17 protein-coding genes and 2 rRNA genes are annotated in these 22,893 nt (G+C 55.0%); 18 read left to right on the top strand and 1 reads right to left on the bottom strand.

Annotated features, from left to right (window positions below):
• The 8 genes from E5161_RS20435 to E5161_RS20400 all read left to right on the top strand — a co-directional run.
• Positions 1-164, top strand: a 23S ribosomal RNA gene (locus E5161_RS20435); the annotation flags it as partial.
• An 85-nt stretch (positions 165-249) separates the two neighbouring features.
• Positions 250-366: ribosomal RNA gene (gene rrf, locus E5161_RS20430) — 5S ribosomal RNA — on the top strand.
• 845 nt (positions 367-1,211) lie between these two features.
• Complete coding sequence (locus E5161_RS20425; protein ID WP_246042488.1) at positions 1,212-2,561, top strand: family 4 glycosyl hydrolase; 1,350 nt, start codon at positions 1,212-1,214, stop codon at positions 2,559-2,561.
• A gap of 24 nt (positions 2,562-2,585) precedes the next feature.
• A complete protein-coding gene (locus E5161_RS20420) occupies positions 2,586-3,893 on the top strand; it encodes an ABC transporter substrate-binding protein (RefSeq protein ID WP_246042486.1) in 1,308 nt (435 codons plus the stop codon).
• Positions 3,890-4,792 carry a carbohydrate ABC transporter permease gene (locus E5161_RS20415; protein WP_136779732.1) on the top strand — a complete coding sequence of 301 codons (903 nt, stop codon included), beginning with the start codon at positions 3,890-3,892 and terminating at the stop codon, positions 4,790-4,792. Before E5161_RS20420 ends, E5161_RS20415 begins: the two co-directional genes overlap by 4 nt.
• Before the next feature lie 11 nt (positions 4,793-4,803).
• Positions 4,804-5,622 carry a carbohydrate ABC transporter permease gene (locus E5161_RS20410; RefSeq protein WP_246042484.1) on the top strand — a complete coding sequence of 273 codons (819 nt, stop codon included), beginning with the start codon at positions 4,804-4,806 and terminating at the stop codon, positions 5,620-5,622.
• Between the two features lie 195 nt (positions 5,623-5,817).
• Positions 5,818-6,489 (top strand): bifunctional 4-hydroxy-2-oxoglutarate aldolase/2-dehydro-3-deoxy-phosphogluconate aldolase, encoded by a 672-nt coding sequence (locus E5161_RS20405; RefSeq protein ID WP_136779730.1) that lies wholly within the window; start codon positions 5,818-5,820, stop codon positions 6,487-6,489.
• Complete coding sequence (locus E5161_RS20400; RefSeq protein ID WP_136779729.1) at positions 6,486-7,475, top strand: sugar kinase; 990 nt, start codon at positions 6,486-6,488, stop codon at positions 7,473-7,475. Before E5161_RS20405 ends, E5161_RS20400 begins: the two co-directional genes overlap by 4 nt.
• Positions 7,476-7,503: 28 nt before the next feature.
• On the opposite strand, the gene E5161_RS20395 is transcribed toward E5161_RS20400, so the two are convergent.
• Entirely contained in the window at positions 7,504-8,352 is an 849-nt protein-coding gene (locus E5161_RS20395; protein WP_136779728.1) for a helix-turn-helix transcriptional regulator, read from the bottom strand.
• Between the two features lie 157 nt (positions 8,353-8,509).
• On the opposite strand from E5161_RS20395, the gene E5161_RS20390 reads away from it, so the two are divergent.
• The 10 genes from E5161_RS20390 to E5161_RS20345 all read left to right on the top strand — a co-directional run bounded on the left by E5161_RS20390 (position 8,510) and on the right by E5161_RS20345 (position 22,584).
• Positions 8,510-9,781 (top strand): nickel pincer cofactor-dependent isomerase, group 22, encoded by a 1,272-nt coding sequence (locus E5161_RS20390; protein WP_136779727.1) that lies wholly within the window; start codon positions 8,510-8,512, stop codon positions 9,779-9,781.
• Between the two features lie 61 nt (positions 9,782-9,842).
• Positions 9,843-10,616, top strand: coding sequence for an SDR family oxidoreductase (locus tag E5161_RS20385; protein WP_136779726.1), 774 nt, complete (start codon positions 9,843-9,845; stop codon positions 10,614-10,616).
• A 36-nt stretch (positions 10,617-10,652) separates the two neighbouring features.
• Positions 10,653-11,909 carry a glucuronate isomerase gene (locus tag E5161_RS20380; RefSeq protein WP_136779725.1) on the top strand — a complete coding sequence of 419 codons (1,257 nt, stop codon included), beginning with the start codon at positions 10,653-10,655 and terminating at the stop codon, positions 11,907-11,909.
• A 21-nt stretch (positions 11,910-11,930) separates the two neighbouring features.
• Entirely contained in the window at positions 11,931-12,761 is an 831-nt protein-coding gene (larE, locus tag E5161_RS20375; RefSeq protein ID WP_136779724.1) for an ATP-dependent sacrificial sulfur transferase LarE, read from the top strand.
• Positions 12,748-13,425: a nickel pincer cofactor biosynthesis protein LarB gene (gene larB / locus E5161_RS20370; protein ID WP_136779723.1), complete on the top strand. Its 678-nt coding sequence runs from the start codon at positions 12,748-12,750 to the stop codon at positions 13,423-13,425. Before larE ends, larB begins: the two co-directional genes overlap by 14 nt.
• Positions 13,422-14,720, top strand: a complete 1,299-nt coding sequence (larC, locus tag E5161_RS20365; RefSeq protein WP_136779722.1) for a nickel pincer cofactor biosynthesis protein LarC — start codon at positions 13,422-13,424, stop codon at positions 14,718-14,720. Before larB ends, larC begins: the two co-directional genes overlap by 4 nt.
• A 68-nt stretch (positions 14,721-14,788) precedes the next feature.
• Positions 14,789-15,481 (top strand): hypothetical protein, encoded by a 693-nt coding sequence (locus tag E5161_RS20360; RefSeq protein ID WP_136779721.1) that lies wholly within the window; start codon positions 14,789-14,791, stop codon positions 15,479-15,481.
• Positions 15,482-15,741: 260 nt separating this feature from the next.
• Complete coding sequence (locus E5161_RS20355) at positions 15,742-18,606, top strand: discoidin domain-containing protein (RefSeq protein ID WP_136779720.1); 2,865 nt, start codon at positions 15,742-15,744, stop codon at positions 18,604-18,606.
• Positions 18,607-18,626: 20 nt separating this feature from the next.
• Positions 18,627-20,264 carry a discoidin domain-containing protein gene (locus tag E5161_RS21215; protein WP_246042483.1) on the top strand — a complete coding sequence of 546 codons (1,638 nt, stop codon included), beginning with the start codon at positions 18,627-18,629 and terminating at the stop codon, positions 20,262-20,264.
• A 127-nt stretch (positions 20,265-20,391) separates the two neighbouring features.
• A complete protein-coding gene (locus E5161_RS20345; protein ID WP_136779719.1) occupies positions 20,392-22,584 on the top strand; it encodes an MMPL family transporter in 2,193 nt (730 codons plus the stop codon).
• Positions 22,585-22,893: the final 309 nt, after the last annotated feature.

The following is a 22,893-nucleotide window of genomic DNA, read 5'->3' as shown; positions in this document are numbered from 1 at the left end:
GCGGGAGGGATAAGCGCTGAAAGCATCTAAGCGCGAAGCCCGCCTCAAGATGAGATTTCCCAATTTAGTAAGACCCCTGGAAGAACACCAGGTTGATAGGCTCGGGGTGGAAGCGCGGCAACGTGTGCAGCTGACGAGTACTAATCGGTCGAGGGCTTATCCTAATAAGCACACAGGTATCGATGATGTTTCAGCATAGATGTTTCGTTTCGCATCCGGTTTTCAAGGCGCAAGCCTTGCGTTAGTTGGTCTGGTAGTGATGGCGGAGGGGTTCCACGCGTACCCATCCCGAACACGACCGTTAAGCCCTCCAGCGCCGATGGTACTTGGACCGCAGGGTCCTGGGAGAGTAGGACGCCGCCAGGCCGATCATGAAACACCTTCGCAAGGAAGGTGTTTTTTTGTGTAATAACTCGCTGACCGACCATCTCGACGACCACGCTATTTAGAAGCAGTGCGCTGCTTGTTCGCGCCGACTGAGTGGATCCGCTCGCTGTTTAGTAGCAGAGTGCTACTTATTCGCGCTAATCGGGTGGGTCCGCTCGCTGTTTAGTAGCAGGGTGCTACTTGTTCGCTCCGATCGGGTGGGTTCGCTCGCGGTTTAGTAGCAGTGTGCTACTTGTTCGCGCCGACTGGGTGGATCCGCTCGCGGTTTAGTAGCAGTGAGCTACTTATTCGCGCCGACAGGATGGGTCTGCTCGCTGTTAGGTAGCAGTGTGCTACTTATTCGCGCCGACTGAGTGGATCCGGCGTGGTTTAGAAGCTGAAAGTCAGCGAGACTGACGAACAGCCAGCCACACAGCGGAAGACAGTAATCGTAAGTCAGCGAGACTGACTAACAGCCGGCCACCCAGCGGAAGACTATAATCGTAAGTCAGCGAGACTGGCTAACAGCCGGCCACCCGGCGGAAGTCTGTAATAGTAAGTCAGCCAGACTGTCTAACAGCAGGCGACCCGACGGAAGTCTGTAATCGTAAGTCAGCCAGACCGACTAACAGCCGGCCACCCTGCGGAAGAAAAAGAGCGCGCCCAACACTGAGCGCGTTCTTTGCTTGTTTTTCAAAATCCGTGGTTGACCGCTTTTGATACAAAATGTATCTTAATAGTACCTACAAATGTACAAGGCAGCACTCAATGTTCACAACATTTTAAAAGCGCTTACAACAACCGGCGTGCCAAATTGAAATCAGGTGGGTGCCCAAGTGAAGAAAATGGTATTGATCGGCGCGGGCAGTGCCATGTTTACGCAAGGATTGGTCTCCGACTTGATCCGGCATAGCCATGGGCGCCAATGGCATTTGGCGTTAGTGGACACGGATCCGGTCACGCTCGACTCCATCGCCAAGCTGTGCAGCAAAATGATCCAGGCTAAACAAGCGGACATCGAGCTATCGTATTCCACAGAGCGGCAGGAACTATTGGGCAATGCCGACTATGTTGTCACAACAATCGGCGTGGGAGGCAGACGGGCTTGGGAGCAGGACGTGTTGATTCCCAGAAAGTATGGGGTGTTTCAACCGGTCGGAGATACCGCCATGCCCGGTGGGATCTCAAGGGCGATGCGGATGATTCCTGCTTTGCTCGATATTACACGGGATATCATGAAATATTGTCCTAACGCCTATTTCTTTAACTACTCCAATCCGATGACTGCCAATTGCAGAGCGATCCATAAGGCTACCGGATTCCCGGTCATCGGACTCTGCCACGGGGTGCACGACACACACAACGCATTAGCCGATTACGCCGGTCTTGACCGTCGCCAACTTACCTCCTATGCAGTGGGCATCAATCATCTCACCTTCCTCTATAAGTTCTTCTATCATGGCCAAGACGCTTATCCGCTGCTGATGGATAAATACGAGGCGATAAAACGAGAGGGTATCGATTACCAAAACGTGGGCGCCACCTTCGCGGAACCCGAAAGCGAAAGTCCCAAACTAAGCGACCCGTTCGCATGGACCTTTATGGAACAGCACCGCGCGTACCCCGCTCCCGGCGATCGGCATATTACGGAATTTTTTGCCGAGAGATTTCCAGAGGGTCGATATTATGGAAAAAGGTTCGGCATAGACGCTTACTCTTTTGAGAAAGTCATCGCCTTCGGCGACCAGATTTATGACCAAGTCTTCCAACTGGCACAATCACCGGATCCATTGCCTGCCAGCTTTTTTGACAAGTTCGCCGGAGAACACGAGCAGCTCATGGAGATCATCGAATCGATCGAACAGGACGAAAGAAAGACTTTCTCCGTCAACATGCCGAATCGCGGTGCCGTTCCCAATTTGCCGAGCGACGCTGTGTTGGAATTACCTGCTGTAGCCACGGGTTCGGGATTTGCGGCACTGCAGATGCGAGACTTCCCGGATGTATTGGCTCAACTTTTGGCGAAACCGATCGCCATCACGGAATTAACGGTGCAAGCGGCGATCACGGGAGACCGCAAACTGTTGGTCGAAGCGATCTTGACCGGCGGTTACCTAAACGATCGGCCAACAGTGGAGAAAATGACGGACGAACTTCTGCAAGCACACAACCGGTACCTGCCTCAGTTTCAATAATCGTTTTGGAGGAGGAAGAAAAGCGTGAAACAATGGAAGAACATTCGGTTGTGGCTGGTTGCGTGCTTTCTTGTCACGATGGTGGTCAGCGGATGCAGCCGTGCGTCAAGCGGCAGCGGCTCAGGCGACGCGAAAGTGACATTGGTATGGTGGACGCATGATAATCCTTCCTTCGTGGAGGCTAATAAAAAGCGGATCGAGGAATACAAAAAAATCAAACCGAATGTCACGATCAACTACCAGTACTTCCCCTACGACGCCTTCATTCAAAAAGCGAAAGCTGCCTACGCGGGCAACAACGCGCCGGATATTGCGCAGCTTTTCGGCACCTGGGTAACGGATTACGCGAAAAACGGCCACCTGGATCAGGCTCCCAATCAAGAGGATCTGAAGCAAAACTTTTTTGAAGCCGCTTTGGGCGCCTACACCGTAGACGATAAAATTTACGGCATTCCGCAAGAATACAACCTGGAGAACGGCGGTGTGCTGGCTCATCCCCAAATGTTCAAAGACAAAGGCATCACCTATCCCCCCAAGACATACGCCGAGTTGATCGACGCCGCAAAGCAGCTTACCGTGAGGGACGGCAACAAAATCAAAGTGAAAGGCTTCGACTTCGTGTCCGGAGACAATATTTTCTTCACCTTCCTTTCGTTTATTCTGCAGCAAAATGCGGATTACTGGACGAGCGACGGTCACGTGAACCTGACCGGCCCCGAAGCTGTGACCGCCATGACCAAACTGAAAGAATTGATTACCGTGGATAAGGTCACGGATTTATCGCGGTTTGGCGATAATCTGGACTCTTCCGATTACTTCTTCAAAGGCAGCTCGGCGATGACGATTCGGGGACCGTGGACGATCGCCAGTGGGGTGAACACCTATAAGGTAAACGATTTCGAGTACATTCCGATGCCTTCTCTGACGGACAGCCCGCCATACTTCGCCGCTGAATCCGGCTGGGGCGAAGTGGTCGCCGCCAAAAGCAAGCATAAAGAAGAGGCTTGGGCCTTCGTGAACTATATGAATCAGAAAGAGCAGGCGTTGGATTTCAACGTTACCACCTTCACCGTGCCTGCCCGCAAAGATGCCGCAGAAGATCCGGCTTATCTGCAAAAACTGCCGATGCTCAAAACATCGATAGACGTGCTGCAATACGGCAAATGGGTGGGGCCCGTCCAAGACCGGGATTTCTTCGTCAAATCCGTCAACGACAATTTCCAGTTGATCGCTTCGGACAAAATGTCCGTTGAGGACGGATTAAAGAAAATCGAGCAGTCCGTAAATGAAATGATCGATAAACACCTGAGCGTAGGAAATAAATCGTCATGAGCAAAGTTCACACCTTATACCGGCAATATAGGCTCGACCGCCGTTTCATCCTCCTGTCGCTAACGCCCATCCTGCTGCTTTTTCTCGTCTTTTCGGTCGTGCCCATTGTATGGGGGATTATGCTGGGGTTTTACCAATACAGCGCGCTCTACCAAGAATCTCCGTTTATCTGGCTGGACAATTATAAGAACCTGTTTCAGGATGAAGTGTTCACTCAGTCGTTCTGGAACACCGTCAAATTCGTCGGATTCGCTTTTCCCGTCAATATTGTGCTGACGCTGCTCATCGCTCTCGGCATCAACAAAGTTCGAAGCGCCATTTGGAGAAACACACTCCGAACGATGTTTTTCCTGCCGACCATCGCCCCGCTGTCCGGCTCGGCCATTATTTGGTCCACCATGTACAAAAACGACGGCGGATTGTTTAATCTGACGCTCGAACGTCTAGGTCTCGATGCGGTTCCCTGGCTGTCCGATCCGTCGATGGCGATGTGGTCGGTGGTGCTCATGACGCTATGGGCGGATATCGGGTTCAACATCGTCATTTTCATGGCCGGTCTTGACTCCATCCCCGTCCAGTTTTACGAAGCCGCGAGATTGGACGGTGCAAGCCGCTTTGTGGTGTTCTGGAAAATGACGCTGCCGCTGCTGCAGAGGACCACGTTGTTCGTGACGGTGATGACGCTTATCTCTTATTTTCAAATGTTTCCGCAGTTTCAGGTCATGACCAACGGCGAGCCGCAAAACTCCACGAATGTTCTGGCCCTTAACATTTACACGAATGCTTTCCAATATAACAGCATGGGGTACGCCTCCGCCATGGCGACTGTGCTGCTGCTCATCATCATGATCATCACGCTTGTGCAAATCCGGCTGGGCCGCTCCAAGTGGGAGTACTAGGAGGGATGCGGATGAGAAAAAAGGATATTCCTTATGCGATCTTGTTCCTCGTGCTCCTCGCCGGCGGCTGCTTCATGCTCGTTCCGTTCGTCTGGATGATCTTATCCTCATTCAAAAGCAATCTCGAAATCATCTCGTCGACGTCCATTTGGCCCCAGGCTCCGAGTGCGGAAGGTTACGTTACGGTTGTTCGGGATGCGCCGTTCATGAGATGGCTGATGAACAGTCTGGTCACCTCAACGGCCATTACGTTGGGCACGCTGTTTACGTCCGCTTTGGCCGGGTACATTTTTGCCAAGTTCCACTTTAGGGGGAAGCAGACGATCTTCGTCGTGCTGCTGGGCACGATGATGATTCCGTTTCAGGTGGTCATGATTCCAACCTACTTGATCATCTCCAAACTTGGCTTGCTCAATAGTCTTCTGGCGCTCGTGGTTCCGGGGCTGGTGAGCGCGTTCGGGGTCTTTTTAGCCAGGCAGGCAGTGGAATCCATCCCTTACGAGATGATCGAGTCCGCGCGCATGGACGGATCCGGCGAATTCCGGACCTTTTGGCAAATCGTGCTGCCGCAAATCACCTCCATGTTGTCCGCGCTGGGCATCTTCACCTTCATGGCGGCATGGAATAACTATTTATGGCCGTTAATTGTTTTGAACGATAATGAAAAAATGACTGTTCCGCTCGCACTCGTCTTTTTCAACAGCAAAAATACCGTGAACTACAATGTGTCGATGTCGGCCGGCGTGCTGATCATGATTCCGGTGTTTATCGTGTTTCTCCTCTTCCAGAGGCATTTTATTAAAGGCTTGACGATGACGGGAATGAAATAACTCAAATCGATAGGCACAGCTGAAAAGCCGCGGACAGAAAGACACCTCTTGCGGAGGTGTCTTTTTTGCACTCGGATGATTTTGGGGAGAACGCGCTCCTTTCTTTCCTTCCAATTGAACCGATAGGTAGATATGATGTACATATGAGGTTACGCTCAGGTTTTGTTCAACCGAGAAAAGGAGTTGAAGGCGACGATGGTAGAATGGTCTGAAAAAGCGCGCAAACCAAGTGAATTATTGACATCGTTAACCAAACAAAAAATCGTGGCGATCGTCCGCGGCATTCCGGAAGACAAGGCGGACGCGACCGTGCAGGCGCTGTTTGAAGGTGGAATCGTGTTTCTTGAGGTCACGATGAACACCGACGGTGCGCTCGGTATGATTTCGCGTTTCCGCGAACGTTATGAAGGCCGCATGAGAATCGGCTCCGGCACCGTGCTGGATTTGGCGCAAGCCCAAGAGGCGGCCGCCGCAGGAGTGGAGTACCTCATTTCCCCGAATCTTGACGAAGAAGTCGTTCGTTATGGTGTGGAACACGGCCTGGATGTGTGGCCGGGCACGATGACGCCGACCGAGATCGTCCGGGCATACAGAGCCGGGGCTTCTGCCGTGAAGGTATTCCCGCTCGGCAGCCTTGGCGTGAACTATCTCAAAGAAATCCGAGCGCCGCTGGATCACATTCCGATGGTGGCAACCGGCGGAGTCAACCTGCAAAACATCCGGTCCGTATTGGACGCGGGAGCCGTTGCTGTGGGACTGGGCGGCAATTTGGTCGACAAGAAGCTGATCTCCGAAGGGAAATTCGAGGAGCTGCGCAGGCTCGCTCAAGCCTTTACGGACGAAGTCCGGGGGGCCGGGCGCGCATGAGGACGGAAACCGGAGAACGCTCCGTGGACGTCGTCACGATCGGGGAAAGCATGGTCCTTTTCCAGCCGATGAGCGAGGGCCCGCTCCCGTACGCGCCGTTATTCACCCGATCGGTCGCCGGAGCGGAGTCGAATGTGGCAATCGGATTGTCCCGGCTGGGTCGTAAGGTTCGCTGGATCAGCCGTCTCGGGACCGATCCGTTCGGCGACATGGTGTTGTCCGCGCTGGCTGGTGAAGGCGTCGATGTTTCGTACGCGGAGAGGGACTCGCAGTATCCGACCGCGATATTTTTTAAGGAATTCAAAGGCTACGGCGACCCGAACGTGTTTTATTACCGTAAAGCTTCCGCCGCCAGCCGGTTTTCCCCTAACCATATCAAGCCGGAATGGTTCCGGGGAGCCCGCCATCTGCACGTGACGGGGATCACCCCGGCGCTCGGTCCCGACACCGCCGATGCGGTGAAGGAAGCGATGGTCCAGGCCAGGAAACAAGGACTTACGGTCTCGTTCGATCCGAACCTGAGGCGCAAACTTTGGTCCGAAGAAGAGGCGCGCCGTACGCTGCTGTCGCTCATTCCCTTATGCGACGTATTCCTTCCGGGGCTCGAGGAAGCGGAATTTCTTCTCGGTCCCGCAACCGAGGAGCAATACGGGCAAACGTTCCGCGAAATGGGGCCAGGCATTGTCGTGCTGAAGTTGGGTGAGCGGGGAGCCGTCGGATTTGCGGAAAGCGGTGCGGTTCGCGTCGCTGCCCGGCCGGTAACACGACTGGTCGATACGGTCGGGGCGGGAGACGCGTTCGCCGCCGGGTTTCTATCGGTATATTTGGAGGGAAATTCGGACAGGGAAGAGGTTTTCGAACGGGCGCTGCAGACGGCGAACGTCATGGGATCACTGACCACACAGTTCAAGGGAGATTGGGAAGGCTTGCCGCGGCGGGACGAGCTTCTTCGCGCGATGTCCGGCGGCAAGGATGTGACCCGGTAGAAGGCAAAGAGGGCAGAGAAATCTGCCCTTAATTATTTGATTGCACGCGTTTACGAAATGACTCGGGAGAGACGCCGGTGTATTTTTTGAACGTTTTGCTGAAATGGGATCCGTGCTTGAACCCGACTTCGTAAGCGATGGCTGTCACCGAGTGTTCCGGATCCATTGCGAACAGCACCTTGGCTTGATTGATGCGACGCTGGTATAGATAATGGAACAACGTGATGCCGGTCGTTTCCTTGAACAGTTTGACCATATAAAACTTGTTCAAGTGCAGATCGCGGGCGAGATCTTCCAACGTTATGTCTTCTGTGAAATGGGACTCTACGTACGAGATCATCCGCTGGACGTTCGCTTGTTTCGCCGAAACCGGGAAGGTATGCTTGGCATACGGCTTATTCGAGATTTCCTTGATCAGAAGAAGCAGCTCCGAGAAGCCGGACAGAAACAGGTCGTGGGATAAGGAATCGCGGCGTTCATAAAGCAGGCAAAGCCGGTCCAGCAGCGGTTCCAGCCGTTCCCTGTCTCCGGGCTCAAGCGGAATCGGCACGTTGCGCAGCTCCTCGAAGGGTGTGAGAATGCCGACTGTGGAATACGGAGGACGGAATAATTCGAGCGCAAAAGAAGAGCTGAAATGCACGATATTGCGGCAGTACTCGAACCGGGGATCGACCTTCGGATAATGCAGTGTCATGCCGTTCATCAGAATAAGGTCGCCGGGCGCGAGTTCGTAAATTTTGTCGCCTAGCAGATACGTGCATTTGCCGCTTCGAAAGTAATAGATTTCATAGTCTAGATGGGAGTGGAAATCGGCGGGAATCTTGGATGTATTGTATAAGGCTTCGATCGGTAATTGAAATTGTTCGCGCAGCGTCATCCGCCGATCCTTCTTTCGTATGGCATAATTTCAGTGTAGCACCAATCACGTATAAATGGGAACTGCATCTCGCCAACTCGAGGCATGCGGAAAATGACCTGCGAATGATAACATCAGCGTATAGAGTCGATCTTTTAAGGACTTAGGAGGGTTGCCCGTGGATATTCTCAGTAAATTGCTCCAAGACATTCCTTTGCCCAAAATGGTGAAAATTAGGCAAAGATTCGACGACTTCGCCTTGCCGGATTCGTCGGCGGCGTGCCGCGAGGCGGTGCGCAAGCCGGAAGTCATCGGACGCGTGGCGAAAGGGCAGCAGGTGGCGGTTGCCGTCGGAAGCCGGGGAGTCGCCAATCTCCCGGCGCTCGTCCGGGAAACCGTTGCAGCCATTAAGGATGCGGGCGCGTTTCCGTTTATCGTGCCCAGCATGGGCAGTCACGGCGGCGCGACCGCCGAGGGGCAGGCCGAGGTGCTGGCCCATTTGGGAGTTGACGAAGCGTCCGTGGGTGCGCCGGTTCGTTCGACGATGGAAGTGGTCGAAATTGGCCGTCTGGACAACGGCTTGCCGATTTATGTGGACCGCTACGCTTACGAGGCCGACGCCATCGTCGTGATTAACCGGGTGAAGCCGCACACGGCGTTTCGGGGCCAGATTGAAAGCGGCATCATGAAAATGCTGGCCATCGGGCTCGGCAAACAGAAAGGTGCGGAAGCGTGCCATCAGCTCGGCTTCAAGTATATGGCGGAGAACGTGCCGAATATGGCGCGCGTCATGCTGGAGAAGCTGCCGGTCGCGTTCGGTCTGGCCGTTGTGGAGAATGCCTACGATCAAACCTGCCTCGTGGAGGCGCTTGTGCCGGAGACGTTGGAGGAACGGGAGCGGGAACTGCTTCGCGAAGCCAAGGCAAGGCTGCCGAAGCTATTGTTCACGCAGCTGGATGTGCTCGTGATCGATTATATCGGCAAAAACATCAGCGGGGATGGCATGGATCCGAACGTCACCGGACGATACCCTACGCCGTACGCCAGCGGAGGGCCTGATGTCAGCAAGATGGTCGTTCTGGATCTCACGCCCGAGACGAAGGGCAATGCCAACGGCGTGGGCACGGCCGATTTCACGACGCAAAGACTGGTGGACAAGACGGATCTGGCGACGATGTATGCGAACGGCCTGACCTCTACCGTGTGCGCGCCGACCAAAATCGCGACGACGCTGCATAACGACCGGCTGGCCATCCAAGCCGCGGTCAAAACCTGCAACATTCTCGATTATACGCAATGCCGTGTCGCCCGGATCCGGGATACGCTTCATTTGGGCGAAATCGAGATTTCGACGACGCTGCTCGAAGAGGCGGCTGCTCATCCCGACATCGAAATCATTGGCGAGCCTTACGAATGGACATTCGACGAAGAAGGATATTTACCGAAATAATTCAAAATGACCGCCGTGGTTATCCCATTGTCATCGGTTCGTCACCCAAGGAGGATTCCCTATGAATTTGTTCGACTTATCCGGCAAGACGGCCGTCATCATCGGCGGCAACAGCACGCTTGGCGCGGAAATGGCGATCGGCCTCGCCGGACACGGCGCCAATATCGCCATTGTCGGCCGTAATCAAGAAACGGCGGAAGCCGTGCGCGTCCGTGTCGATGAAGCGGCGGGCAAACCGGTCGCCCGGTGCTTTCAATCCGACGCCGTGAGCCGCGAAGGTCTCGGCAGGGTGTTGGAGGAAGTGCTCGCCTGGAAGGGCTCCGTCGACATTTTGCTCAATTGTGCGGGCCGAAACAGCGCGACGCCATTCTTCGAGATCACCGAGGAGGAATGGGACGGGATCATGGACGTGAACCTGAAAAGCGTCGTCCTCGCTTGCCAAATCTTCGGCAAGCACATGGTGGAGGCGGGCAAGGGCGGAAGCATCATCAACATTTCTTCTGTTTCTTCCGTGAATCCCCTTTCGAAGGTATTCACCTACTCTGTGTCCAAGGCGGGCGTGAACAGCGTGACCAAATTTCTGGCCCGGGAGTTCGCGCCGAGCGGTGTTCGGGTCAATGCCATCATTCCGGGCTTTTTCCCGGCCGTGCAAAACCGCAAAATCTTGTCGGAAGAGCGGATCGCTTCGATCATGAACCATACGCCCATGCGCCGGTTCGGGGAAGCGAGCGAGCTTCAGGGCGCCGTCGTTTATTTGGCATCGGAGCGGGCGTCCAGCTTTGTCACCGGGTCCATCGTGACGGTGGACGGCGGCTTCGGAGCGATGACGATCTAAACTGCTGCAAAAGCGAATAAAAGGAGAGATCAGGATATGGCTATCTCGCATGAGCCTACTTCCACCTTGAGATCAACGGTGCTCCGGATGACGGAACAAATGCAGGTCACCGACATGCATACGCATCTTTTCGCGCCGCAGTTCGGCGAGCTGCTCTTGTGGGGAGTCGATGAGCTGCTCATTTATCACTACTTGATTTCGGAATCGTTTCGTTGGTCGGACGAAGAGTATGAAACGTTTTGGTCGTGGTCCAAGAAGGAGCAGGCCGATTTTATTTGGCAACGGCTGTTTATTGAACACTCGCCCGTCAGCGAAGCGGCGAACGGATTCCTTACCGTGCTTCACCGGCTTGGCCTGAACGTGGGCTCCCGCAATCTGGATGAGTACCGGAAAGCTTTCGCGAGCCGCACCGTGAACGAGCAGGTCGACGCGGTAATGGAAGCTGCGGGTGTCAGCAAAATCGTGATGACGAACGACCCGTTCGATCCGGTCGAACAGAAGGTGTGGCTGGAAGGCAAAGGTGGTGCTGATCCCCGGTTTTATGCGGCGCTTCGCGTAGATTCCCTGCTCAACGATTGGCCGTACGCGGTCCGGGAACTTACGCAGCTTGGCTATGAAGTTTCAGAGGAATGGACTGAACGGACCCGTGAGGAAACCCGCCGGTTTTTGTCCGAGTGGGTCGACAGGATGAAGGCCCTTTATTTAGCGGTTTCGATGCCGGGAGATTTCGCTTATCCTGTAGAGGACCACAGAAATCGGATGATCGACGAGGTCATGATTCCCGTGTGCGCGGAGAAGGACATTCCGTTCGCCCTCATGATCGGCGTCCGGAGAAGGGTGAATCCGCTGCTCCGTTCGGCCGGCGACATGAGCATGCGTTCCGACGTGAGTGCCGTCGAAGCGTTGTGCAGACGTTATCCCAAGCAAAAATTTCTGGTGACGATGCTGGCGCGGGAAAATCAACATGAGCTTGCCGTGCTGGCGAGGAAGTTCCGGAATTTGATGATTTTCGGGTGCTGGTGGTTTCTGCATATCGAGTCGATCGTGGAAGAAATGACGCGGTTCCGGATGGAGCTGCTTGGTACGTCCATGATTCCTCAGCATTCCGATTGCCGGGTGCTGGAACAGCTCATTTACAAATGGGGACACTCCCGAAGAATCATTGGAAATGTCCTGGCCGATAAATACGAACGCTTGCAAGCGAGCGGCTGGCAAGTCACTGATGAAGAGATTGCCCGGGATTTGGACGATCTGTTCAACCGGAATTTCTGGCGGTTTCTGGGCAGGGAATAACCTGTAAAGGAGGACGGCGGCATGATTCATCAGAAATACGAAAAGCTCAAATCGATATTAGCCGAAATGGATTCCGTCGTCGTGGCGTTCTCGGGCGGAGTGGACAGCACGTTCCTGCTTCTCGCCGCGAGAGAGGCACTGGGCGCCGATCGCGTGCTCGCCGTCACCGCGGATTCCGAGACTTACCCGTCGGAGGAATTGGAAGAAGCGAAGCGGCTGGCCCGGGAATTGGGGGTCCGGCACGACGTGATCGAAACGTCGGAGCTGGCGATTCCCGGATACAAAGAAAACAATGGAAACCGGTGTTATTTTTGCAAAAAGAGCTTGTTCGAGCATCTTGAGCCGTACGTTCTAGAAGAGAAGTACAACAACATCGTATACGGATTGATCGCGGACGACATGAACGAACACCGCCCCGGCATGAAAGCGGCGCAGGAGAAAGGCGTTAGGGGTCCGCTTCAGGAAGCCGGCCTCTACAAAGAAGAAATCCGGGAGCTGTCCCGTCTCATGGGATTGCCGACCTGGAACAAACCTTCCTTCGCCTGCTTGTCCTCCCGTATCGCCTATGGGGAAACGATCACAGCCGCCAAACTGGATCGGATCGGAGAATCGGAGCGATATATTCGTTCGCTCGGTATCCGTCAGGTAAGGGTACGCACGCATGACGACATTGCTAGGATCGAAGTGGAACCGCAGCAAATGGGACTGCTTCTGGAGCATGCGGACCAAGTGACGGAACGGCTGCAATCGTTGGGATACAAGTACGTGGCCATGGACCTCGGCGGTTACCGGAGCGGCAGCATGAACCGCGCGCTCACACAGAAAGAGGGAAATATCCATGCACCGGTTTGAAGATATGGGGTTTTGCAAGCTGGATATAGACAGGGAAGAACGGACCGGACACCCGGAAGTCATCTTCGGACTGGGCAAAACCGCCGACCAGACGGAAGCAATCTTCGCCCGCCTGGTTGAGGTGCACGGCCGCGCTCTGGTTACACGGGCGTCGCCGGAAACGGCGGAGCGCATTACCGCCCGTTTTCCCGAAGCGGTTTATGATGCGCCTTCCCGGCTGATCCGGTATGGATCTCCCCGTCGTTCGTTTAAAGGTACGGTCATGGTCGTGTCCGGCGGCACGTCGGATTTGCCTGTGGCAGAGGAAGCTGCGGGAACGGCCGAGTGGATGGGCTGCCGCGTCGACCGCATTTATGACGTTGGCGTCGCCGGCATCGATCGCCTGCTGGCCCATCGGGAACGGATTCGCGAAGCCCATGTTGTCATCGCAGTAGCGGGCATGGAAGGGGCGCTGCCCAGCGTGGTTGGCGGCATGGTCCGGCGGCCGGTGATCGCCGTTCCGACGTCGGTCGGATACGGCGCCAATCTGCAGGGCGTCACGACGCTGCTCGCCATGCTGACATCGTGCGCTTCCGGGTTGACCGTCGTCAATATCGACAACGGCTTCGGCGCCGCTTACCATGCGGCAATGATTTTACAGTTAGTGGCGGAGGCTGACGCATGAAGACGATTTATTTGGACTGTCATTCGGGCATTGCCGGAGACATGACGCTTTCTGCGTTGGTGGATCTCGGCGCAGACCCGGACTATATAAGATCTCACCTGGCGAAGCTGCCGCTGGATCGTTTCGAGATGAATTTCGTGCCTGTGGTGAGACGCGGAATTTCGGCGAAATGGCTGGAGTTGAAGTTTGACGGAAACAGCGGCACCCACGACCACCATCACGAACACGACCATCACCATCACGAACACGATCATCACCACCATCAAGACCATCATCACCATCACGACCATCATCACCATCACGAGCACGATCATCACCATTTTGACCATGATCACGGACATGTCCATCGAAAAGCGGCCGACATCCTGCTCATGATCGAACGATCCGAATTGCCGGCGCGGGTGAAACAGCGGAGCACCGCGATCTTCGAGCTCATTGCGGAGGCGGAAGGCAAAATCCACGGGATGGATCCGAAGGATGTTCACTTTCATGAGGTCGGCGGCATGGATTCGATTATCGATATTATCGGCGTCTGTCTGGCGCTCGAATATTTAGACGCCGACGAGCTGCTGGTTTCGCCTGTTCCAACGGGAACAGGGCGCATCCGAATCGCACACGGCGTCTATCCCGTTCCGGCGCCCGCCACGGCCGAACTGCTTCGCGGCGTGCCGCTGTCCTCCTTCACGGCGCAAGGCGAATTGACGACGCCCACCGGGGCCGGAATCGCCAAAGCGCTTGCGGACGGATACGGCCCGCTGCCCGCCGGTACGATCGAAAGAATCGGATATGGCGCCGGAACGAAAGATTTCGAGCACCCCAATGTGTTGAGGGCGATTCTGCTGAACAGAGAAAGCGCGGATCAAACGCCGCACACCGTAACCGTGCTTGAAGCGCAAGTGGACGACATGACCGGCGAAGCGCTCGGTTACGCGATGGAGCGGCTGTTCGAGGCCGGCGCACTGGACGTTTTTTATACGCCTGTCTTCATGAAGAAGAACCGTCCGGGCGTCCTGATTACCGTCGTCTGCGCGGCTTCTGACGCGGGCGGCTGCGAAAAGACGCTTCTCTCCGAGACGTCGACGTTCGGTTTCCGCAAAAGCGTGTGCGAACGCAAAGTGCTGGAAAGGCGGACCATCCGCGCCGTCACCCCGTACGGTGAGATCCGGGTGAAACAGGCATTGGACGGAGACCGGCTCGTGCACCAGTCTCCGGAATATGAGGATGCGGCCCAAGCAGCCAGAGAACATGGCGTTTCACTGGAGACGGTGTACCGCGAGGCGGTCAGAAGATTATAGTGCAAGCGACGTAAGGACATCGTCATGCAAAGCAGACGTTGTTGTTGGGGTAGTATGGGAGGACCGCAATGCACATCTTTGAAGTACTGTTGATGTCGGCTGCGCTTGGGTTGCGCCACGGAGTCGACTGGGATCATGTTGCGGCATTAGCCGATATTACCGGCAGCCGGAATGGAACGAAAAAAAATCGTTTTGTGCTGTCCTTGTGGTATGCATTGGGACATGAATCGGTCGTGTGCCTGCTCGGCAGCGCGATCATCCTGACCGCGTGGAGCATACCGGTATGGGCCGATCATTTGATGGGCAAGGCTGTCGGAGTCACGCTGGTGGTCATGGGAGCCGCCATGCTTTTGTCGAGGAAGCGGGAGGAACAATCCGGACACCTGAGCCGGGGAATCGTTTGGTTCGCGAAAATTCGGAAGCTGATCCTGCGCTCGCAATCGGAGAACATGCCGGAAACGTTCGTGTTCAGCAAAAAAAGCGTGTTTCTCGTGGGCATCATCCACGGCATCGGCGCAGAGACACCGACTCAGCTGCTGTTGTTCACGACATTGGCCGGTGTAGCCGCGGATTCTGCGGGCATTGTGGCCGTAGCCGCTTTCAGCTTGGGGTTGTTCGTCACCCATGCTGCCCTGGCGGCTGCAGGAATTTGGCTCCATGGTGGAATCCGGGGATTCCGCGTTCGATTTCCTTTTACGATGTACGCAGCTTCGCTGCTAAGTTTGATTCTCGGCGTGAAGTATTTGATAGAAGCTTTTTGATCATCACCGCTTCAAGAAAAGGAACCGACCCGCGAGGTCGGTTTTTTTGTTTGCTAACTTGCCAAATAATAGAAATAGTCAAAAAAATTTGCAAAAAGTAAAATCCGTTGCTTTTCATCTTCGGGTCATGAAGAGCAAATTAGGAGTAAGGAGGTGATGGATTCTTCGCTCCATAGGAAGGCGAGTAAAAGGGCAGGGAGGTGATGGAATTCTTTTTTGAAAGCGCTGTCTAAATTTGAAGGAAATAAGGAGGTAATGAAATGCTGAAAAGAATGATACCCGCGATTTTCGCCTTGGTGCTTGCAGCCGGCTTGTTCCCCTATCAACCGGGACACTCCAGCGCGGCGCCGGCCAACCCGTTCGGCCCTAACGTGTATATTTTCGATCCTTCAATGTCCGCGTCCAGTATTCAGAGTACGGTGGATTCCATTTTTACGAAACAAGAGACAAACCAATTCGGCAGCGAAAGATATGCACTGCTTTTTGCACCAGGCACTTATAACGTGAATGTCAGGGTCGGATTTTACACGCATGTGGCCGGCCTGGGGCAGAATCCCGGCGACGTCAACATTACAGGCGGAGTGAATGTGGACGCGAAATGGGCGAACGGCAACGCGACCCAGAATTTCTGGCGCTCGATCGAAAATTTGACGATTACTCCGTCAAGCGGCAAAACGCAATTCGCCGTATCCCAAGCAGCGCCGATGAGACGTACTCACGTGGTTGGAGCCATGGATTTGTTCGACTTCGACTCCAATTGGAACGCCGGATGGGCAAGCGGAGGTTATCTGGCTGACTCCATTGTGGACGGTAAAATTACTCCGGCCTCGCAGCAGCAATGGTTCAACCGCAACAGCCAGTACGGGGGATGGGGCAACGGGGTATGGAACATGGTGTTCGTCGGCGACGCCAATCCCCCGGCCGCATCGTTCCCGAATCCTCCCTATACGGTTGTGGCCAATACGCCCGTTATTCGTGAAAAACCGTATCTCTACATGAACAATGCCGGCCAATATTACGTTTTCGTCCCCTCCCTCGCCACGAACCGCAAAGGCGTCAGCTGGGCCACCGGTTCTACGCCGGGTCAGTCCATCTCCATCGATCAATTCTACATTGCGCAACCCGGCACAGCGACTGCCTCCAGCATCAATAACGCCCTCAGCCAAGGCAAACATCTCTTGTTCACTCCGGGTATTTACCATTTGAACGATACAATTCGAATTACGAACCCCAATACCGTCGTGCTCGGTCTCGGTCTGCCCACGCTCATACCGGACAACGGACAGGCGGCGATGACGGTCGCCGACGTCGACGGCGTGAAAATCGCGGGTCTGCTGTTCGATGCCGGTCCGAACAATTCCCCGTCCATGCTCGAGGTGGGACCTGCCGGCAGCTCGAACAACCATTCGGCGAATCCGACCTCGCTGCATGACCTTTACTTCCGGGTCGGAGGGGCCGGCGCGGGCAAGAATGACGCCTGCCTGAAAATCAACAGCAATCACGTCATCGGCGATCATTTCTGGATTTGGCGTGCGGATCACGGCACCGGAGTGGGCTGGACCACCAACGTATCGACGAACGGAATGATCGTGAACGGCAATAACGTTACCGTTTACGGCCTTTTCAACGAGCACCACAATCAGTATCAGACGCTGTGGAACGGCAACGGAGGCCGGGTGTATTTTTATCAATCCGAAATCCCGTACGACGTGCCGAGCCAATCAGCCTGGATGAGCCAGAATGGTGCGGTCAACGGATATGCCTCCTATAAAGTGGCGAAGTCCGTCACCAGTCACGAGGCGTGGGGCGTCGGCGTGTACAGCTTCTTCCGGGACGCTCCGGTCAAGCTGGAGAGCGCGATTGAGGTTCCGAACGTGCAGGGCGTGAAAATTCACAACATGACCACAATCTGGTTGTCCGGGATGGCGGGAAGCGAAATTACGCATGTGATCAACAACACCGGCGGCCGGGTGTATGCGAACTCGCCGAGCGACGCTATGCGGCAAACCGTCTCGGAATTCCAGGGAACGGGCACCGGCACCGGCGATACGCAAGCGCCGAGCGCTCCGGCAAACCTGGCCGCGACGGCAGTATCGGCCAGCCAGATCAATCTGACTTGGACAGCTTCCACGGATAACGTGGGGGTCACCGGATATGACGTTTACCGCAACGGTTCGCTTGCCGGCTCCGCAACCTCCACATCGTACAGCGACACGGGGCTTGCGGCATCCACCACGTACAGCTACACGGTGAAAGCAAGGGATGCAGCCGGCAACGTATCGGCGGCCAGCAACACCGCAAGCGCGACCACCCAGTCCGGCGGCGGAACGGAGACGGCGCTTGATCGGACCGGATGGACGATCACGACGTCGCCGGTGAACGGTACGCCCGCGAACATGATTGACGGCGACATGACCACTCGTTGGACGACAGGAACGGATATGGTGTCCGGGCAGTACTTTATCGTCGACATGAAGAGCCCGAAAGCCTTCAGCAAAATCGTCATGGATTCGACCGGCAACAACAACGACTATGCCCGAGGCTACCAAGTGTTCGTGTCGAACGACGGAACGAACTGGGGAAGCGCGGTTGCCTCAGGAACAGGCACCGGACCGGTCGTCACGGTCAGCTTCGCGGCTCAAACGGCGCGGTATATCAAAGTGGTGCAAACCGGAAGCGCCACAAACTGGTGGTCCATCAGAGAATTTAATGTATATACCTCCGGCGGCACGGGGGCTGTGCTGGACCGGACGGGATGGACGGCTTCCACTTCTCCAGTGAACAGTACGCCCGCGAATATGTTGGACGGTATCACATCCACCCGCTGGACCACAGGAACGGCCATGGTATCGGGCCAGTACGTCGTCGTAGACATGAAAGCTTCGAAAACGTTCAATAAAATCGTGATGGATTCGACCGGCAGCAATAACGACTACGCTCGCGGCTATGAGGTGTACGTTTCGGGAGACGGCACGAACTGGGGCAGCGCGGTGGCGAGTGGTACGGGCTCCGGGCCGGTGATCACGGTGAATTTTGCGGCGAAAACCGCCCGCTACATCAAAGTGGTGCAAACCGGAAGTGCGTCTAATTGGTGGTCCATCCATGAATTTAACGTTTACTATTGATAGAGAAGCGGGGATGGAAAATGAAAAAGCTTATATCCCTTGCGGGTGTTCTCCTGATGATCGGCGGCCAATTTCCTTTGCACTCCGCTTCAGCCGCTCCATCGGATAACTGGCAGCTGGTCTGGTCGGATGAATTTAACGGCGCAAACGGGTCGGCTCCGGATTCCGCCAAATGGAACCTGGTCCATGCCGGAGGCGGATTCGGGAACAACGAGCTGCAATACTACACCAACAGGCGCGACAACTCTTATTTGGAGAACGGTTCCCTGGTCATCGAGGCGAAGAAGGAGAATTTTAACAACCAATCCTACACCTCGGCGAAGCTCACCTCCCAAAACAAGGGGGACTGGAAGTACGGGCGTTTTGAAATTCGTGCCAAGCTGCCTCACGGAAGAGGGATGTGGCCTGCGATCTGGATGATGCCGACGGACTCCGTGTACGGCGGTTGGCCGAAAAGCGGCGAAATAGACATCATGGAAAACCGCGGCGACCAAATGAATAAAGTGTCCGGAACGATTCATTACGGCAACGATTGGCCGAACAATCAATGGTCTGGAGCTGACTACTTCCTGCCCGCCGGTCAGTCGTTCGGGGATGCCTATCACACTTTCGCTTTGGAATGGGAAGAGGGCGTGATCCGTTGGTATGTCGATGACGTGCTATATTCCACGAAAACGAACTGGTTCACGCCTTCCGCGCCTTACCCGGCTCCCTTCGATCAAAAATTTTACATGCAATTAAACTTGGCGGTGGGCGGCCCGAATACTCCGTTTACCGGCAAAACAAATCCCGACGATTCGGTGCTTCCGCAGAAGTTTTACGTCGATTACGTACGTGTGTATACCAAACCGGCGCCTACGGAAACGGCACTAGACCGGACGGGATGGACGGTGACCACGTCGCCGGTAACCGGAACGCCCGGAAATATGCTGGACGGCAACTTGTCTACGCGTTGGACCACAGGTACCAACATGGCTTCGGGCCAATATTTCGTCGTGGACATGAAAGCCGCCAAGAGCTTCAACAAAATCGTCATGGATTCGACCGGCAGCAATAACGACTATGCGCGAGGCTACCAGGTGTACGTATCGAACGACGGAGCGAACTGGGGAAGCGCGGTCGCGTCCGGCACGGGCACCGGGCCGGTGATCAGTGCGAGCTTCGGTTCGGTTTCGGCGCGGTACGTGAAAGTCGTGCAGACCGGAAGCGCATCGAATTGGTGGTCCGTACACGAGTTTAACGTGTATACGAGCGGCGGCGGTACCGGAGCTGCACTTAACCGGACAGGATGGACGGCCGCCACGTCGCCCGTGACCGGCACACCCGCGAACATGCTGGACGGCGACATGGCCACCCGGTGGACGACGGGCACGGACATGGTGCCGGGACAATATGTGACCGTGGATATGAAGAGCTCGAAAACGTTCAACAAGCTCGTCCTTGACTGCACCGGCAGCAACAACGATTATGCGCGCGGCTATCAGGTGTTCGTATCGAACGACGGAACGAACTGGGGAAGCGCGGTCGCTTCCGGTACCGGCACCGGGCCCGTCATCACCGTCAATTTTGCCGCCCAAAACGCCCGGTACATCAAAGTGGTGCAAACCGGCAGTGCAACGTATTGGTGGTCCATCCGGGAATTGAACGTTTACAATTAACACAGAAGCTGATTGGCATGCCAAAGACACCTCCTAGCCGAGGTGTCTTTTGTTGCGCATATGACCTGTTTCTTGAGCAAAACCTAATAAACCAGCCGAGGCAGGAACAAATGGAGTGGAGGCGGCCATGAAGGATCGGGAGAAGAAAACCTTTTTCTGGCGTTGGGGACGCTTCATATTTCGACTCCGTTGGCTCGTGCTGCTATTATCCGTCGTTGTTTTTCTCGGTATGGGTTACTACGCCAGGCAAGTGCCTGAGCTGCTGAAGGATAACGGATTTGCGCCCCGCGGCAGCGAATCGGATGTCGGCTTCACCCTGTTGCAGGACAAGCTCGATTTTCCAGCATCGGCCATCACGCTTGTGTATTCCAGCGATACGATGAATTTAAGGAGCGGCCTTTCCGTATCCGCCATTCTCTCCTCGCTGGATAACCTTCGCAAACTTTCGTACGTCCGCAGCGTGAAAGTGAACGACACACCGCGTCTGAACAAAAACAGCGGCCTGCAGTCCGTTCATATTGAGCTCGCACTCAGCAAAACAGAAGCATTAGACAAGTATCCCGAAATCCGTTCGAAAGTTCGCCCTCCGGCCGGGATGCACGTTTTCGTGGATGGCCCCACCGCCACTTTGTATGATATTCAGCAGGCAACCAAGAACGACTTGTCCAAATCGGAGAGGCTGGGTTTGCCGATTGCCTTGTTCGTTCTGCTGCTGATTTTCGGCTCTTTGTTGGCGGCCGTCATGCCGCTGATCATCGGAATTATGAGTGTCAGTGTCACGTTGGGTGCTTGTTTTTTTATTGCACAGCGGTACTCTTTGTCCAATTTTACGCCCAATATGGTGACGATGGTCGGACTGGCCGTCGGCATCGATTATGCTTTGTTCGTCGTCAGCCGGTTTCGCGAGGAACTGGTTCGTCAGCGGGCCGTGAGCACCGCGGTTGCCAGAACCTGCGAAATGGCGGGCAGGTCGATCGTTTTCTCCGGCTTCGCCGTACTCATCGGCATGCTGGGCCTGCTGTTCATCAACCTTCCGGTGATGCGATCCATCTGCTTGGGCGGTGTACTGGTTGTGCTGACTTCCGTCACATTCTCGAATACGCTTCTGTTGGCGCTGTTAAGCATTTTCGGGCATAAAATCAACCGATTTCAAATTTTCCCCGCCCTGCAGAAAAAGAGACATAATTCTACGCTTTGGGAACGAATCGCCTTCTCCGTGATGAAACGTCCGGTCTTCCTCGTCCTCGTCATCAGCGGCATGCTCATCCTGCTCATGCTGCCGATCGGGGGCATGAAGCTGGCCGTACCGACGGCCGAAGTGCTGCCGCCGACATACGAGTCCAGGCAAGGCTCGGATTTGTTGAAGGAAACGTACGATGCCCGGGAGGCTAATCCGATCCACATTGTGGTTCATACTCCGGGTGTCGTGTGGGACAAACAGTCGATCCGGGACATTAACGACTATACGAACACGATCCGTACGTATCCCGGCGTCCATAAAGTTCGCAGTTTCATTACGATGCTTGGCAATCATCCTCCCGGCGTCACAGCCGCTATGGTTTCGTCAGACCCTTCCAAGCGCCGGATCGAGGAGATGAGGCTGGCCAAGGACCATACGGCACTCGTTGTGGTTGTACCGGATGCCGATCCGGACTCCGCTTCAACGGCCGGGTTGATCCGAAAGCTGAGAAAGGCGGATACAGGCGCACTTCAAACCTATGTGACGGGCGCATCCGCGAACCGGGTCGATATTCTGGACCGGATCGATCACGGGCTGCCCGCGATGGTCGGATTTGTTATGGCGATTACGTACATGGTGCTGTTCGCCGCTTTTCGGTCGATTATACTTCCACTCAAGGCTGTGCTCATGAATATCCTCAGTCTCGGGGCCAGCTTGGGGATTGTGGTGATCGTTTTTCAAAAGGGCATTTTGGCGAATCTGCTCAACATTACGTCCGTAGGTTATGTGAGCATCGTTCTCCCGGTGACCATTTTCTGCGTCGTCTTCGGCATCTCGATGGATTATGAGGTGTTTTTGCTGTCAAGAATTAAGGAGGAATACGAAAAGACCGGGGATAACGAACGAAGCACGGCTACGGGCCTCATGAAAACGGGGGGGCTCATTACAAGCGCGGCGTTCATTCTGATCGTAGTCGTCGGTTCTTTCATATTTACCGACATTGAGATTACGAAAGCGCTTGGTGTCGGCTTGTTCAGCGCGATCTTTATCGACGCGACGTTCATCCGGGTCATTTTCGTGCCCGCCTTGATGAAGCTGCTTGGCCGGGCCAATTGGTGGGCGCCCGCCTGGAGCCGATAAGCTGGAAAACATTGAGGATTGCAGCCGGACGGATCGCGAGGTATGATGTAATTCCTGGGCCGGACACGGCCGGGACATCGCAAGAAAGTTTGCGAGATGGAAATAATTGATGGTTGCAAGCGAGCGACCATCGCGGTATGATGTAATTCCTGCGCCGGAAACGACGCGGACGAGCAAGAATAGAAGTTGCTCCTTGAAAACTGAACATCGAGCGTAATACGGACCCTGTCGTTTCATTTGAGACGATGGACAACGATTTAAAATTGAGCCATCATGGCTCTCTAATAAAGATTTACCTTTATGGAGAGT

The organism is Cohnella pontilimi (assembly GCF_005049045.1).
GTDB classification, from domain to species: Bacteria; Bacillota; Bacilli; order Paenibacillales; family Paenibacillaceae; genus Cohnella; species Cohnella pontilimi.
Note: the sequence above shows the minus strand (reverse complement) of the source record. Positions and strands in the feature narration are given on the sequence as shown.